General features: G+C 67.0%; 13 protein-coding genes. 8 read left to right on the plus strand and 5 right to left on the minus strand.

Annotation, left to right across the window (positions count from 1 at the left end; all coding sequences use genetic code 11):
- Nucleotides 1-221: 221 nt before the first annotated feature.
- Nucleotides 222-719: a nuclear transport factor 2 family protein gene (locus NX775_RS20880; protein WP_258837710.1), complete on the minus strand. Its 498-nt coding sequence runs from the start codon at nucleotides 717-719 to the stop codon at nucleotides 222-224.
- Between the two features lie 171 nt (nucleotides 720-890).
- Between NX775_RS20880 and NX775_RS20885 the strand changes: the two genes are divergently transcribed.
- From NX775_RS20885 to NX775_RS20895, 3 genes are all read left to right on the plus strand, one after another.
- Nucleotides 891-1,229, plus strand: coding sequence for a hypothetical protein (locus NX775_RS20885; protein WP_258837711.1), 339 nt, complete (start codon nucleotides 891-893; stop codon nucleotides 1,227-1,229).
- A 131-nt stretch (nucleotides 1,230-1,360) separates the two neighbouring features.
- A complete protein-coding gene (locus NX775_RS20890; RefSeq protein ID WP_370660607.1) occupies nucleotides 1,361-3,802 on the plus strand; it encodes a heavy metal translocating P-type ATPase in 2,442 nt (813 codons plus the stop codon).
- A gap of 157 nt (nucleotides 3,803-3,959) precedes the next feature.
- Entirely contained in the window at nucleotides 3,960-6,695 is a 2,736-nt protein-coding gene (locus tag NX775_RS20895; protein WP_258837713.1) for a PAS domain S-box protein, read from the plus strand.
- Here the strand turns inward: NX775_RS20895 and NX775_RS20900 are convergent.
- The 4 genes from NX775_RS20900 to NX775_RS20915 are packed head-to-tail and all read right to left on the minus strand — an operon-like array spanning nucleotide 6,692 to nucleotide 10,316.
- A complete protein-coding gene (locus tag NX775_RS20900) occupies nucleotides 6,692-8,104 on the minus strand; it encodes a multicopper oxidase family protein (RefSeq protein WP_258837714.1) in 1,413 nt (470 codons plus the stop codon). The two genes, NX775_RS20895 and NX775_RS20900, sit on opposite strands and share 4 nt — an antisense overlap.
- Complete coding sequence (locus NX775_RS20905) at nucleotides 8,101-9,504, minus strand: TolC family protein (protein WP_258837715.1); 1,404 nt, start codon at nucleotides 9,502-9,504, stop codon at nucleotides 8,101-8,103. The genes NX775_RS20900 and NX775_RS20905 overlap by 4 nt, the downstream gene beginning before the upstream one ends.
- Nucleotides 9,504-9,842, minus strand: coding sequence for a hypothetical protein (locus NX775_RS20910; protein WP_258837716.1), 339 nt, complete (start codon nucleotides 9,840-9,842; stop codon nucleotides 9,504-9,506). Before NX775_RS20910 ends, NX775_RS20905 begins: the two co-directional genes overlap by 1 nt.
- 60 nt (nucleotides 9,843-9,902) lie before the next feature.
- Nucleotides 9,903-10,316 carry a hypothetical protein gene (locus NX775_RS20915; protein WP_258837717.1) on the minus strand — a complete coding sequence of 138 codons (414 nt, stop codon included), beginning with the start codon at nucleotides 10,314-10,316 and terminating at the stop codon, nucleotides 9,903-9,905.
- A gap of 113 nt (nucleotides 10,317-10,429) precedes the next feature.
- Between NX775_RS20915 and NX775_RS20920 the strand changes: the two genes are divergently transcribed.
- The 5 genes from NX775_RS20920 (at nucleotide 10,430) to NX775_RS20940 (ending at nucleotide 15,109) form a co-directional block, all read left to right on the plus strand.
- Nucleotides 10,430-10,840 (plus strand): hypothetical protein, encoded by a 411-nt coding sequence (locus NX775_RS20920; RefSeq protein ID WP_258837718.1) that lies wholly within the window; start codon nucleotides 10,430-10,432, stop codon nucleotides 10,838-10,840.
- 147 nt (nucleotides 10,841-10,987) lie between these two features.
- On the plus strand, nucleotides 10,988-13,693 hold the full coding sequence (locus NX775_RS20925) for a bifunctional acetate--CoA ligase family protein/GNAT family N-acetyltransferase (RefSeq protein ID WP_258837719.1): 2,706 nt from the start codon (nucleotides 10,988-10,990) through the stop codon (nucleotides 13,691-13,693).
- Nucleotides 13,694-13,827: 134 nt separating this feature from the next.
- Complete coding sequence (locus NX775_RS20930) at nucleotides 13,828-14,133, plus strand: hypothetical protein (RefSeq protein WP_258837720.1); 306 nt, start codon at nucleotides 13,828-13,830, stop codon at nucleotides 14,131-14,133.
- A 153-nt stretch (nucleotides 14,134-14,286) separates the two neighbouring features.
- Nucleotides 14,287-14,610 carry a hypothetical protein gene (locus NX775_RS20935; protein WP_258837721.1) on the plus strand — a complete coding sequence of 108 codons (324 nt, stop codon included), beginning with the start codon at nucleotides 14,287-14,289 and terminating at the stop codon, nucleotides 14,608-14,610.
- 130 nt (nucleotides 14,611-14,740) lie between these two features.
- Nucleotides 14,741-15,109, plus strand: coding sequence for a hypothetical protein (locus NX775_RS20940; RefSeq protein WP_258837722.1), 369 nt, complete (start codon nucleotides 14,741-14,743; stop codon nucleotides 15,107-15,109).
- The last annotated feature ends 323 nt before the right edge of the window (nucleotides 15,110-15,432 follow it).

Genomic DNA, 15,432 nt, shown 5'->3' on the forward strand with positions numbered 1-15,432 from the left:
ATCATTCTCCGTTCAGATGGTTGGGAACACTGTTCCGGTATGAAGCGAGGCACCAGGGCCATGTTCGTCACGGCCCGGCGTCGTGCATGTGCTGGTCAACGTGGGATGGGCAACGCACACCCCGGGGCACCCGCCGAAACGTGTTCAGCGTGCGCCCTGACTTGTCCAGAATACCAGCATCTGCAATTGGCTGCCGCGCAGGGCGAGCGCGAAGGTAGTTATCAGCGTGCTGGCCGGATCTCGGTACTCTGCATCATCGTGTTGCGCCAGCCGTCGGTCTGCAGCTGCCAGACGCGGACATAGCGTCCGCGAAACTCGCGCGGCACGCCGACTGGCTGCAGATCGGCCTGCATGCGACCGCGGACGATGGCCGTGTGGCCGCTGTCGAGCAACTGGATTTCCATGCTCACATTGCTGTACGAGCGAAACTCGTATTCGTCGCGCGCCAGCACCTGCATGAATTCGCTGCGCGTGCGCACGCGGCCATTGGTTTCGACGTGATAGTAGTCGGTGGCAATCAGGTCGCGCAGGGCATCGACATCGCGTGTGGCGACGGCCTCGGCAAGGTGCCGTTCGGCATCGCGCAGCGACACCAGCAGTGGCGACTGCGCAGTTGTAACGGCGAGGCCGGGCGGGGCGCCGCGCAGTGGCACGTGTGCGGTCGCAGCGCCCGAGGCAAACAGACATGACAGGAATAGAGCTGGCGGCAGGGCGCGCATGATGACTGGTCCAGAGAAACTTTAGATCAGTATATAAAGTCTGGTGTGACACGAATGTAACAGAATGTTTCGTCAGAAGGCGATTGTTGGACTTATTTCTGTTGTCGGCACGACAATAAGATTACACTGGCGGCTCCGGCACGATTGGCCGGTGACTCACCGGAGTATTTCATGACGATGGCAGGCGGCGGAAACGCCCCTTCGAACGACGTCGCACTGCGCGCGTCGATGGGTATCGATGCCGTGCGCGTCGCGCTGGCAACTGCGATGATCCTGCTGGTGCCGCTGGCAGGGATGCAGTTCGCGCATGGTGTCCAGTGGACCGGCTTCGATTTCGCGGTGGCTGCGGTGCTGCTGGCCAGCGCCGGCTGGACGTGCCTGCGCACGGGCCGCCGCGTCGCGCGCCTGCTCCTGTGGCAGCGCGTCGCCGTCATCGGCGCACTGGCGCTGGTGTTTGCCGCGCTGTGGGTCGAACTTGCGGTGGGCGTGCTGTTCAACTTTGGCAGCTGAGTTCGGCAGCTAAGGTCAGGCACACTTTACCAAGGTGTTGACCTTCCCGTAGTGGGAAGGTTTATCCTTGTCGGATGGATGCCAACACACTCTCTCCCGCACAGCCGCCGGTCACACTGGTAATCGATGGCATGACCTGCGCCTCCTGCGTGGCGCGCGTCGAAAAAGCCCTGGCACACGTCCCTGGCGTCACGGGCGCCAGTGTCAACCTGGCCACCGAAAAGGCCCGGATTGACGGCGCTGCGCCACCGGCAGCACTGATGGCCGCCGTCGAAGCGGCCGGTTACGCGGCCCGCATCGAGACGACTGACGCGCCGACCGTGCCCGTCAAGACCGGCGCCGCCACCTGGTGGCCGGTCGCTGTCGGCGCGCTCTTGTCCATCCCGCTGGTGTTGCCCATGTTCCTGGCGCCGTTTGGCATCGACGCGATGCTGCCAGGCTGGGTGCAGTGGCTGCTGGCTACGCCCGTGCAATTCTGGCTCGGCGCGCGTTTCTACCGCGCTGGCTGGAGCGCGCTGCGCGCCGGCGCTGGCAATATGGACTTGCTCGTTGCCATCGGTACGAGCGCCGCCTACGGCCTGTCGCTGTACCTGCTGCTGACGCAGAGCGGGCATGCTGTATCCCACCTGTATTTTGAGTCGTCGGCCGTCGTCATCACCCTGGTGCTGCTGGGTAAGTGGCTGGAAGGCCGCGCCCGGCGTCAGACGATCGAGGCACTGGGCGCGCTGGAACGCCTGCAACCCGCCGACGCCCTCGTGCGCCGCGACGGCGCCGATGTCCGTGTGCCGTTGGCAGCGCTGCGCGTGGGTGACGTCATGGTGGTCAAGCCCGGCGAACGGGTGCCGGCCGATGGCGTCGTGCTCGAGGGCCTGAGCCACGTTGACGAATCGCTGCTGACCGGCGAGAGCCTGCCGCAGGCCAAGGGCCCGCTTGACGCGGTCGTGGGCGGCGCGGTCAATGCGGACGGCCTACTGCTGGTGCGCGCCAGCGCTGTCGGCAGCGCCACGACGCTTGCGCAGATCATCCGCATGGTCGAAGACGCGCAGGCCGCCAAGGCGCCGATCCAGCGCCTGGTCGACCGCGTCAGCGCCGTGTTCGTGCCGGTGGTGCTCGCCATTGCGCTCGTCACGCTGCTGGCCTGGGGCGTGGGCACGGGTGACTGGCAGGGCGCGCTGCTCAACGCGGTCGCCGTGATGGTGATTGCCTGTCCGTGCGCGCTGGGCCTGGCCACGCCGACCGCGATCATGGTCGGCACCGGCGTGGCTGCGCGTTACGGCATTCTGATCAAGGACGCCGAGGCACTGGAAACAGCGCACGCCGTTGACGTCGTCGTGTTCGACAAGACCGGCACCCTGACCGAGGGCCGTCCGCAATTGCTGGCGCTGGAAGGGCTAGACGCGACGCGCCTGCTCACGCTGGCCGCCGCGGTCCAGCAAACCAGCGCCCATCCGCTGGCGCGCGCCGTGCTGGACGAAGCGGCGCGGCGCGCGCTGCCCGTGCCGGACGCGACCGACGGGCGCGCTCTGCCGGGCCGTGGCGTGCAAGCCGATGTCGACGGCGCCACCATCCTGCTTGGCAACCGGCGCCTGATGAACGACCTCGACGTCGTGGCGGGTGGGGCAGAGGCGCATGAAGCGGCCGGGCGCACCGTCTCCTGGCTGGCCGAGCGGCGCGGCGACGCCGTCACCGTGCTTGGCCTGCTCGCGTTCGGCGACCGGCTCAAACCCGGCGCGCAGGACGCCGTCGCAAGGCTGGTGGCGCGCGGCATCACGCCGGTGCTGCTGACCGGCGACAGCGCCGGCGCCGCGCAGGGCGTGGCGCGCGAACTCGGTATCACGCGCGTCCATGCCGAGGTGCTGCCGGCCGACAAGGCCGACGTCATCGCGGCACTGCGCCAGGCTGGCCACACGGTCGCCATGATCGGCGACGGCATCAACGACGCACCGGCGCTGGCCGCCGCCGACGTCGGCATGGCGATGGCGACCGGGACTGATGTCGCGATGCACAGCGCCGGCATCACGCTGATGCGGGGCGATCCGATGCTGGTGGCCGACGCGCTCGACGTTTCGCAGCGTACCTGGCGCAAGATTCGCCAGAACCTCGGCTGGGCCTTCGTGTATAACCTGATCGGCGTGCCACTGGCCGCCTTCGGCCTGCTCAATCCGGTGCTGGCCGGCGCCGCGATGGCGCTCAGCTCGGTCAGCGTCGTGGCCAACGCCTTGCTGCTGCGCCGCTGGCGCGCCGCGCCGAATGCCACCCCTGCCACCCCTGCCACCCCTGCCACCCCTGCCACCCCTGCCACCCCTGTCACCGGGGCGCCTGCACCCGAGTCCGACCCCATTCCTGCACCCCCAACCAAAGGAGAACTTCCCATGTATGAATTGACTGTTGCCGACATGACCTGCAAGCACTGCGTTGGCCGCGTGACGGCCGCTGTCCACGCCGTCGACCCGGCCGCCACGGTGAACATCGATCTGGCCAGCGGCAAGGTCCGCATCGACAGCGCGCTTGAGGTGGCCCCGCTGGCGGCGGCCATCGACAGCGCTGGCTATCCGGTGACGGCCGGCGCCTGAAGCAGACCGGTCACACGGCCCAATGTGTTTCCTGGACGATAAGCGGATAAATACACCCCCAAACAATATTCATTTAGGCTATATTTTGTAGAAAGAACAATACCGAACACTGGCATCCCCGACCGACCTCGTCAGCGGAATCCTCATGAGAGATGGTGTGCTCGCAGAACCGATCGACCTGGTCAAGCATCCGCCCGGTAGAGCCCAGCTGCGCCGGGCGGTCATGGTGCTGGCGGCGCTGGGGCTGCTGTTTGCGGTTCTGGTGCCGGCAGCCGGCGTGCCCTTGCCGCACGCGCCGGAATTCCTGCCAATCTATCTGTCGACGCTGATTGCCAGCAACTTCGTCACCGGCATCCTGCTGCTCGGCCATGTCCACACGCGGCGCTCGCTCGCCCTGGGCATCCTTGCGCTTGGCTACCTGTTCACGGCGCTGATTGCCGGCGCCCATATGCTCACGTTCCACGGGCTGCTTGGCGACGAGGGCGTGCTCGGCGGTAACCCGCAGACCGCCGCCTGGCTGCACGCGGCCTGGCACGCGCTGTATCCGCTGTTCGTGCTCGGCTATTCGCGCAGCGCGCGCGGACGCCTGGCCGGGGCGCCGCTGCCGCCACACTTCATGCGCATCGGCGCGCTGCTGACCGCGCTGTTCGTTTCGCTGCTGGTGCTGGTGGGCACGACCGGCGCGCCGTATCTGCCCAGGCTGATCGACGGCACGCGCACCTTGCCGCTCTACCATGGCATCTCGGTCGCGATACTGGCGCTGTCGGTCTACGTGCTGTACGCCACGGTGCAAAAGCGCCCGCGCACCGTGCTCGATGTCTGGCTGACCGTCGCGATGGCGGCCTGGGTGTTCGAAGTGGGTCTGTCCTGCGTGTTCAATACGGGTCTCTACGACCTCGGGTTCTATGCCGGGCGCCTGTACGGACTATCGACGTCGCTGTTCGTGCTGGGCGCGCTGGCGATCGACAATATCGCGCTGCACGCGCGCCTGCATGCAACGTTCGAGGAAATGATCGAAACGCGCGCCCATGCGCAGTGGCAAAGCCTGCTCGGCACCGTGTTGCGCCAGTTGCCCGACGGCGTGCTGATCGTCGATGCTCGGGGCCGCTGCGTGATGGCGAACGACCAGGCCACGCAAATGGCGCGCCACTTCGGAGCCGACGGCGTCAAGGGCATGCTGGACCTGATCTGCGAACCGGTCGCACGTGCGATCAGTGGCCGGGCCTTTGACGATGCCATGATCGAGAGCGTGCAGGGCGGCGCGCGCCGCGTGTTCGCGGTCAGCGGCGCACCGCTGCGCGAGAGCGCCGCCGAACTGGCCGCCGCCGTGATCGTCATCGACGACATCACCGAGCGCACCGAGGCCAGTGCAGCGCTGGCACGGGCGCTCGACCAGACCCGCTACCTGATCGAGAACACGCCGCTGGCCGTGATCGAGTGGGACCGCGACCTGGTCATCACGTTGTGGAACCGCCGCGCCGAAGAGTTGTTCGGCTGGTCCGCAGGTGAGGCCATCGGCCAGCGGATCGACGGCATGGGCATAATTCACGAGGGCGATGCCAACCAGGTCGACACGATGATCGCGCGCCTGATCGACTCCGGCACGCGCTACGCCAAGTCGGCCAACCGCAACCGCACCCGCGACGGGCGCGCGCTGTGCTGCGAATGGTACAACTCGGTGCTGGTCGACGAGGCAGGCGAGATCCAGACCGTGTTCTCGCTGGTGCTGGACGTGTCCGAGCGCGAAGCGGCGATGCACAGCCTGCGCGAGGCCGACGGGCGCAAGGACGTCTATATCGCGACGCTGGCGCACGAGCTGCGCAATCCGCTCGCGCCGATCGCGAATGCGGCCTCACTATTACGCAGCAAGGCGCTGGCGCCGGAACGCATCGAATGGATCGCGGCCATGGTGGCGCGCCAGACCGACCAGATGGCGCGTCTACTGGACGACCTGCTGGACGTGTCGCGCATCAGCCGCGGCAAGATCGAACTGCGCCGCGTGCGCGTGGACCTAGGCCGCTTGCTGCGCGAAACGCTGCAGACGAGCATGCCGCTGATCGAGGCCGGGCGCCATCAGGTGGCGCTGCGGGTGGCTGACGAACCGCTGTGGGTCGACGCCGATCCGCTGCGCCTGACGCAGGTGTTCGCCAACCTGATCACGAATGCGGCCAAGTACACGCCGCCCGGCGGCGGTCTCGAACTGGGCTTGCGGCGCGAAGACAATCAGGCCGTGGCGTGGGTGGCCGATAGCGGCGTAGGGCTGGCGCCCGACATGCTCGAACGCGTGTTCGATCCATTCGTGCAGGCCGGCAGCGCCAGTCACCTAGCGCAGGGCGGCCTGGGGATCGGGCTGTCGCTGGCCAAGGGCTTTGTCGAACTGCATGGCGGCAGCATCCGCGCTGACAGCGACGGGCCGGGCCGCGGCGCGACCTTCCTCGTGCGCCTGCGCCTGTGCGAGGAGCCGGCCATGGCGCCGGGCGAGGTGCTCCCCGTGCCTGATGGCGCGGCGCTGGGCAAGCATATCCTGGTCGCCGACGACAATGTGGACGCAGCGGAATCGCTGGCCTGGCTGCTGCGCTCCGAAGGCGCGACCGTGATGGTGGCCCACGATGGCGCAGAAGCGCTGCGCCTGCACCGCGAACGGCCGGCCCGGATCGCGGTGCTCGACCTGGGCATGCCGCACCTGGATGGCCTGGAACTGGCGGGCATGCTGGCCCAGGATGCGCCGCGCCCGTACCTGGTGGCCGTGACGGGGCGCGGCAGAAAGGAAGACCGGGCCGCCTCGCTGGCGGCCGGCTTCGACGAGCACTTCACGAAGCCGGTCGCACCACAGCAGCTGATCGCGCTGCTACGTAAGGTACCCGAGGTGCCAGAGACACCGGCAGCCCCCTAGTGGTGCTCGTGCCCCGTCATGTCGTTCGCGCCGGGTTTGCGCGCATCCATGGCCTGGTCGGCGGGCGCCGGTGCAGGGCGGGCATCCGGCGCGCGTGGCGCTGGCGGTAGCGCCTCGGCCCCGTCACCGGTCCATTCGCGCGCGACCGTACCGGCTGGATGCCGGTACCAGCCAGGGTCGCTGTAGTCGCCGCGTTTGAGGCCTTCGCGCACTTTCAGCACCGTGAACATGCCGCCCATCTCCAGGTTGCCGAACGGGCCGTCGCCGCTCATCATCGGCAGCGTGTTGGCCGGCAGCGGCATCTTCATGTCGCCCATCGAGCCGCCCTTGTCGCCCATGACCATATAGCCCGGCACCAGCTTGTTGATCTTCTCCGCCACGCCGCGATGGTCGACGCCGATCAGCGTGGGCACGTCGTGGCCCATCGCATTCATCGTGTGGTGCGATTTGTGGCAGTGGAAGGCCCAGTCGCCCGGTGCATCGGCCACGAACTCGATGGCGCGCATCTGGCCGACGGCGACGTCGGTCGTCACCTCGGGCCAGCGCGCCGATTTCGGCACCCAGCCGCCATCGGTGCCAGCGACCTCGAAGCGGTGCCCGTGCAGATGGATCGGGTGGTTCGTCATCGTCAGGTTGCCGACGCGGATACGCACCTTGTCGCCCAGGCGCGCGACCATCGGATCCAGGCCCGGGAACACGCGGCTGTTGATGGTCCACAGATTAAAGTCGAGCATCGTGTTGGTGCGCGGCGTATAGCTGCCCGGTTCGATGTCGTACGAGGAAAGCAGCATCACGTAATCGCGGTCGACGGCGTGCTGGCGCGGGTTCTTCGGGTGCGTGACCCAGAAACCCATCATCCCCATCGCCATCTGCTGCATCTCGTCGGCGTGCGGGTGGTACATGAAGGTGCCCGCATGGCGCGCGACGAATTCATAGACGAAGGTCTTGCCGGGCTGGATGCCGGGCTGGGTCAGGCCCGTCACGCCATCCATCCCGCACGGCAGCAACTGGCCGTGCCAGTGCACGCTCGTGTGTTCGGGCAGCTTGTTGGTGACAAAGATGCGCACGCGGTCGCCCTCGACCACTTCGATGGTGGGGCCCGGGCTCTGGCCGTTGTAGCCCCACAGATTGACCTGCATGCCGGGCGCGAATTCGCGCACGACCGGTTCCGCCACCAGGTGGAATTCCTTGACGCCGTCCTTCATGCGCCATGGCAGCGTCCAGCCGTTGAGCGTGACGACGGGGTTGTACGGGCGTCCGCCCGTCGGGGCCAGCGGCGCGGCGGTGGCGCTCGACGTATGGGTCGTGGCTTCCGGCAGCGACGCCGCGCCGGCACGGCTCACGAGCGAGGCGCCCAGTGCCGTGATGCCGGCGCCGGCGCCGGTCAGGAACGATCTGCGGTTGGTCATTGTGGTGTGTCCTTCATATTAGTGATCGATGGCGCCGGCAGGCGCGTGCCGATGGCGGTTTCCAGGTCGACCTGGGCCAGCCAGAAATCCTTCAGCGCTTCGATGGTGGCGTGGACCGCGGCAGCCTGTTCGCGCGCGTCGGCCAGCAGCTCGAACGGGCTGGCCAGCATGCCGTTGTAGCGCAGCAGCGTCTCGTCCGCGATCTGCTTGCGCAGCGGGATCACCTGGTCGCGGTAGTGGCGCGCCACGTCGTAGCTGGCGCGGTAGCCGAGGTAGCCCGCGCGCGCTTCGCTGCGGGCATTGACCGCGACGGCCGCGACCTGGCCGAGCGACTGCATGTACACCGCTTCGGCGCGCGCCACGCGGGCGCCGCCCCAGTCGAACAGTGGCAGCTCCAGGCCAATCTCGTAGCCATCACTTTTCGGTTCGCCTGTCTCGCGCTTGTCGGCATAGCCCAGGTCGAGCACATTGACGAAGCGCGTGGTGCGCGTGAGGCCCAGATCGGCGGCGGTGCCGGCTGCAGCGGCGCGCGCGGCCTGTACGTCCAGGCGCTGGCTCAGTGCCGTGCGTTCGATGCCGGCCAGTTCGGCGGGCGCCGCCGGTAGGTCGGGCAAGCGCTCGGGCAGTGCGTAGAGCGCCTGCGCGCCCCACAGGCCAAGCTGGCGCGTCAGGTGTTCACGCGCGGCGTTGGCCAGGCGGTCGGCGCGCAGTACGCCGGCACCGGCTTCGGCGTGGAAGGCGGACTCGCGCGCCAGGTCCAGCGCACTGGCATTGCCGGTCTGGGTCATGCGCGCCATCAGTGAGCTCGATGCGTCGGCGGCGTCTGCCACCTGGCGCGCATAGGCTACCGCCTGGCGCGCCGCCACGGCCTCGATCCAGGCGCGCCGGGTAGCGTTGACGTGATGCTCGATGGCAGCCGCCACGCGCAGTGTCGTTTTGTCAAGGCGCCGCGCGGCCATGCGCTGGCGCAGCGGCATCGTGAGCAGGCCCGCCAGGTCGATCGAGACCGAGCGTTCGGTTTCCCGGTTGCCGCCGCCGTCCATGCGTGAGAACCCGAAGCCCGGATTGCGCAGGCGAGCGGCCTGGGCCACGTCGGCCTGGGCAATGCCGGCTTCCCAGTAGGTGGCCTGCAGGCCCGGGTGGTTCAGCGCGGCGATGCGCACGGCGGCGTCCTGCGTCAGCGGCGCCTGCAGCAGCGTGTCGATCTCCGCCTGCAAGGCCTGGCGGTCGGCATCGCTGCGCAGCAGGCGCGCATCCACGCCCGTGCGCGCCTGCGCGGCAGTGGCGCTGGCTTCGAAGGCGCGCTCGGGCGCGACGCTGGCGCAGCCGGCAAGCAGCAGGCCCAGGCTAACGGCCAGGCTCGGGGCCAGCGTCGCATGCCAAGAAATTGGACTTGCCATCAGTGGTGCTCCTTGTGGTCTGGCTGTGCAGGGGCAGGGGTGTGGTGGTGCGCGTGCGGATCGGGCGCCGGCTTGCCTTGCCCGGCATGCGCATCGTGGCCGGGCTGGGCTGCCACGATGCGGTTGTGTTCCTGCCACGCGCGATCGGGCGTGGTCGTCGCGGCGGCGCGTGCCGGTGGCATGTACGCCGGCTGATAGCGGATTTCCGGTACGGCGGCGTCCGGGGCGGTGGCGTTGGCGGCCGGCGTGGTCCGGTGGCCGCTCTGCGCTACGGCAGGCGTCAGAACGCCGGCCAGCACGCAGGCCAGCAGCAGCTGTGGTCGGGTAAAGGTGGACATGGTTCCTCGTTCGGTGAAATGCAATGATGCCGCGCCAGCGTGGCGCGGTGGTGTGCTGATTCAGGCGAGCGGGAAGCGGGGAGGTCGTTCGGGTAACGCGAGATCGACGGCCTCGGGGCGGCCGGTGGCTGCCTCGATCAGCCGGGTCGACAAAGTCTGCGGCGCGGCGGGAATCGTTGGTGCGCCGGCCATGGCGGCGCCGATGCAACAGGCGGCGCAGGCGCTGCAGCGCTCCTGGTCGTGGTCTGTCGGCGCATGGTCGGTGGCTTTGGCAAGCTGCGGGCCGGCATCGTGGCAGTGATCCGCCCCGGCATCCATGTGGTGCGAGGCAGCCATGGCGATAACGCCGCCGTGCTGCATGGCCGCATGGGTGCACGCCAGCATGCCTGCCGAAGCGATGCCCTGGAAGGGAATCGCCAGCAGCAGCAGCCACACGAGCGCGTGGCGCAGGCAGACATGGACAGTTGAATTCACGCGGTAATTCTAGCATGGCGTCCGCGCAACACTGCTGTCATGATGACGGCCGGAAACCTTGCGGGGCAAGGTGCCCGGCTGATAGCATGCAGGGTTGATTCAATGACAATTCAATGACAAGGGCAGGCATGGTGTTGATCGAGCGACTGCTCGCTCTGCGGCGCAGGAAGAATCAGGAAGAAGTAGCCGGCAGGGCGGCTGAAGTCATCGCGCACGTCCTGTTCGACGTCGGTGTTGACCGCTTCCTGAACGGCAGCATGCTGCTGGATCGCCAGTTTCGCCTGCGTTTCTACGCAGTGCTGCCGCCGGCATCCGACGACATGCTGGCGGCCATCGCGCTGTGCGAGCTGGCTGAAGCGCAGCACATGCGCAGCTGCATGGCCGACGTCGCCTTCGATGCCGAGGTCGTGGCATGTCATACGCAGGGCCTGGCCGATGGCCTGATGCGCGAATTGCTTGCTTGTTCGGCCGAACTGCGGGCGCTGCCCGAGCGGCGCATCGGCGGCGTGTTCGCCTTCCGCTAGCCGCGGCGCGGATTTTGTGCGCGCTGCAGTGCGCCGTGGCGGTATGCTGGTGTTACTTGACGCCACTGACGCAAAGGTCCCATCCATGTCGCATGCCGCCTGCCACCTGAACCGCCCGGCCATGCCGCGCACTTCCCCGGTGCTTTCATGAGCGTCCGTAACCTGCAGCACCTGTTCGCGCCGAAATCGGTGGCGCTGATCGGCGCCTCGGCGCGCCCGGGCAGCATGGGCGCGACGCTGCTGGCCAATCTGCAGGGCGGCGGCTTTAAGGGCAAGCTGTTTGCCGTCAATCCCAAATACACGCAGCTGGGCGACTTGCCGTGTTACGCCAGCGTGGCCGACTTGCCCGAGGCGCCCGACCTGGCCGTCATCTGCACGCCGGCCCCCACCGTGCCGCAGCTGGTGCGCCAGCTGGGAGAACGCGGCACGCGCGCCGCCGTGGTGCTTACCAGCGGCCTGGCGCGCGGGCGCGATGCCCGCGGGCGCAGCCTGCGCCAGGCCACGCTCGACGCGGCGCACCCTTATCTGCTGCGTCTTCTCGGCGCGAACAGCGCGGGCCTCTTGGTGCCGGGCCTGGGCCTGAACGCCAGCGTGGCCCACAGCGGCGCACTGCCGGGACGGATTGCCTTTGTCTCGCAGTCCGGGTCATTGATGACGGGCGTACTCGATTGGGCGCGCACGCGCGGGATCGGCTTTTCGCACTTCATCTCGCTGGGCGACTCGGCCGACGTCGACCTGGGCGACGTGCTTGATCACATGGCCAGCGATGGCAATGCCGGCGCCATTCTGCTGTATGTCGACCAGCTGCGCTACGCGCGTAAATTCATGTCAGCGGCGCGCGCCGCCGCGCGCAGCAAGCCGGTAATCGTGCTCAAGTCGCGCAGCGATACCGACGGCGCCCGGCCTGCGGCCAGCGAGAGCGGCGCGCTGGCGACCGAAGACGACGTGTTCGACGCCGCAATCCGGCGCGCCGGCATGCTGCGCGTGCACACCACCGAGCAGCTGTTCGCGGCCGTCGAGACGCTGGCCTATGCCCGCGTGCTGCATGGTGAGCGCCTGGCCATCGTCAGCAACGGCCTCGGGCCGGGCGTGCTGGCGCGCGACGCGCTGCGTTATGGCGGTGGCGTGGCGGCGACGCTGTCGCCCGAATCGGTCATGCGGCTCGATGCCGCGCTGCCGGCTGGCTGGAACAATGCGCAGCCCGGCAATCCGGTGCGTGCCAGCCCGGTCAACCTGCTGGGCGGCGCGCCTCCCGAGCGCTACGCCGCGGCGCTCGACGTGCTGCTGGCCGACCCGCAGGTCGACGCGGTGCTGATCGTGCATTCGCCGACTGCGACCGTCGACAGCCGCGACGTGGCCAATGCGATTGCACCGCTGGCGCGCGCCGCCTCGCGCCCCATCCTGTCGTGCTGGCTGGGCGGCGCCTCGGTCGTGGCTGCGCGCGCGATTGCGGCCGAGGCGCGCATGCCCACGTACCGCACGCCCGAAGACGGCGTCAACGGCTTCCTGCAACTGGTGAACTACCGGCGCAACCAGAACCTGCTGATGGAAGTGCCGCCATCGATGGCGGGCCACATGGCGCCCGATCGCAGCGCCGCGCGCGCGCTGGTACGCGAGGCGATCGCCGCCAAGCGCCTCTTGCTGTCGGATCCCGAGACCAAGGCGATCCTGCGCGCGTACGGCCTGGCGCTGGTCGAGACGCGCGCCGCCGTGGACGCCGATGCGGCCGTGGCGGCGGCGCGCGCGATCGGGTTCCCGGTCGCCGTCAAGATTCTCACGCCCGACGTGATGCACAAGTCCGATGTCGGCGGCGTGACGCTCGACCTCGATTCGGAAGACGCCGTGCGCGCTGCTGCGCTGCGCATGCGCGCGCGGCTGGGCGAGCTGTTCCCGCAGGCGCGCTTCGACGGCTTTTCGGTGCAGGCGATGTGCCGCCGCACGCACGGCCACGAACTGATCGTGGGAGCCGCGCTCGACCCGGTGTTCGGACCGGTGCTGGTGTTTGGCCAGGGTGGTGTGGCGGTCGAGGTGCTCGATGATTATTCGGTCGGCCTGCCGCCCCTGAACCTGGTGCTGGCGCGCGACCTGGTCGACCGCACGCGCGTGGCGCGGCTGCTGGCCGGCTATCGCAACCGGCCGGCCGCCAATCTCGACGCCGTGCTGGCGGTGTTGATCCAGGTGTCGCGCCTGATCTCCGATATTCCGGAAATCGTCGAGCTGGACATCAACCCGCTCGTGGTCGACAGCCGCGGCGCGATCGTGCTCGACGCACGCATGCGGCTGGCGCTGGCCGACCGTTCGGGCAGCACGCTCGACCGGCTGGCGATCCGGCCCTATCCGCGCGAGCTGGAAGAGACCATCGAGTGGCAGGGCGCGCCGCTGCTGCTGCGTCCGATCCGTCCGGAGGACGGGCCGGCGCACCTGGCGTTCTTCGACGCGCTCACGCCCGACGACGTGCGCTACCGGATGTTCGTGCGCATCCGCGAGCTGCAGCCGTCGCAGCTGGCGCGCTTCACGCAGATCGACTATGACCGCGAGATGGCCTTCATCGCCACCCGCAAGAACGCGGACGGGGTGTTCGAGACGCTGGCGGTCGCCCGTGTCGTGGCCGACCCCGACAACACGAGCGCTGAATTTGCCGTTACCGTGCGCTCGGACCTCAAAGGCATGGGGCTGGGGCGCATCATGATGGAAAAGCTGATCCGGTATTGCCGCGCGCGCGGCACCGGCGAGATCGTCGGCGAAGCGCTGCCGCAGAATTCGCGCATCGTCGCAATGGTGAAAAAACTGGGCTTCGACGTGACGATCGACCGCGAGGACGGCACCCGAAACATGCGCCTCGCATTACGTTAACCGTTTCACGCACCATGTGACATTCGGAGGATTTTGGGCTGGTTTGCGGTGGTAAGGTGGCGGTGTTTGTCGCCCTGTCACGTCGTGACGATTTGTACCGCCTTTTGTCAACAGGGCCCGACCCTGCTCCTGCGATGTCCCGACTCGGTTTGTTGTTGTGCGCCCCGTACGCCGTGTTCATTCTGGTCTGCGTCGGCATCGTGTCGCTCGGTGCTGGCGACGACGCGTCGCAGCTGGTCTTCCTGCAATTGCCGATTGCCGGCCAGCTGGTCGTGGTGCAGGCGCTGGGCCTTGGCCGCGCCATCGAATTCCTGTCTTGGCCCGACGCGTATGGCCTGTTCGTCACGCCGGCCTTCGTGCTGCTATATGCCGCCGGCGCGCTGTGCGAACGGGGCCTGGCGCGCCGGCGTAGCCCGGTGCCCGCGCGCAGCGGTGTCTGAACCAGGCGCGGCGCAATGCCGGCCTGGAACGCTTGATAAAACCTGTTGCTTGCTCTGGCGGTAACATGGTCGTACAGTTAGCTATACCGACCGTCCACTTTCGGCCCAGGAGCGGACGTACACCATGCTGTGCTGACTTAGAAGGAACACGAAGTGACTCCTGCCGAGTTTGTGAGGCACTGGCAGACGGAAAAGGATGGCTTGCTTGAGCTATTCATGAGTACGGCCGGCGAAACTTTAGTCTCCCAAAGGATCGCATCGATGGGCCTTAGCGAACAGCAGACCATTGCACTGCGCGATGTACTGAACCTCGCGCTCACGGACACGTTCTATACCTTGCTGCTTGGCCTCGACGGCGCCGCAAGCATTGGCGGCGTCCAACATAGCTATCGCGTGCTTGATGAAGACGGCGATCTTATTTGTGGCGATGGTCGCGTTGAGGCTGAAGCCTACGCGCAGCTACATACCGATAGCTAGCGAACGGCGGCTTAGGGTCGGCAGCAGCCTGTCGTGATAGTCTGCGATTTTTCCGACTTGGCAACCTGCTATGTGGACCGAACGGCCGAGATCGGCCAGAAGCGGTCATTCAATTTTAAGGAAGGTCTTTGTGAAAACTCTTGCCGCTTTGATTATGATGATTGGGTGTACGGTTTCCATAGCAGGTACGGTAAGTGAACGGTGCGATACATTTTCGCTCACGGATGAGGTCTCATCTCCTCTAACTATCGAGGAAATCGAGAAGCAAGCAGCGGCTGATCTTTTATCTTGGCAACAGCAAGGACTTAATACGCCTAATGTATTGTTCGGATATATGAATTCCCACTGGCTGACACTGAAATCGATGTTTCGACCTGGAGATGAGATTGTGAAATACAGCACCGACAAATTGTCCTGGCAGAGTCGTCGTGGTCAAAGAGGTTTTGCTTTAATAAGATCCGGATGCGTTATCAACAGACTGGTTACTGCACAAAGCTAAGGTAGCAGCACCTATCCTGCCAGACGACCACTAACTTGGTGCTGAAGAGGCACCGCTGCTCTTATCGAAGGTCCGTATATGGACTCCTCCTCGTTTGCAAGCAATCCGTCTTCAGGCCGTGAGGTACGACTGCTCACGTATATCCGGTCTCGTGCTGCTGCACCTGCTTAAGGCGCTGGACCCTGATGGGCTATTCGCGCGCTGACTCCCTATCGCTTTGACGGGCTCGGAAGCCTCAGACCTTATCGGGTTCTGTCAGCGCCGGGTCGACCTGTTGGCCATCATGCTGCTTATTATGCAATCGTGGTTCGGATACTACTTCA

The organism is Massilia aurea (genome assembly GCF_024753205.1).
Lineage (GTDB): Bacteria > Pseudomonadota > Gammaproteobacteria > Burkholderiales > Burkholderiaceae_D > Telluria > Telluria aurea.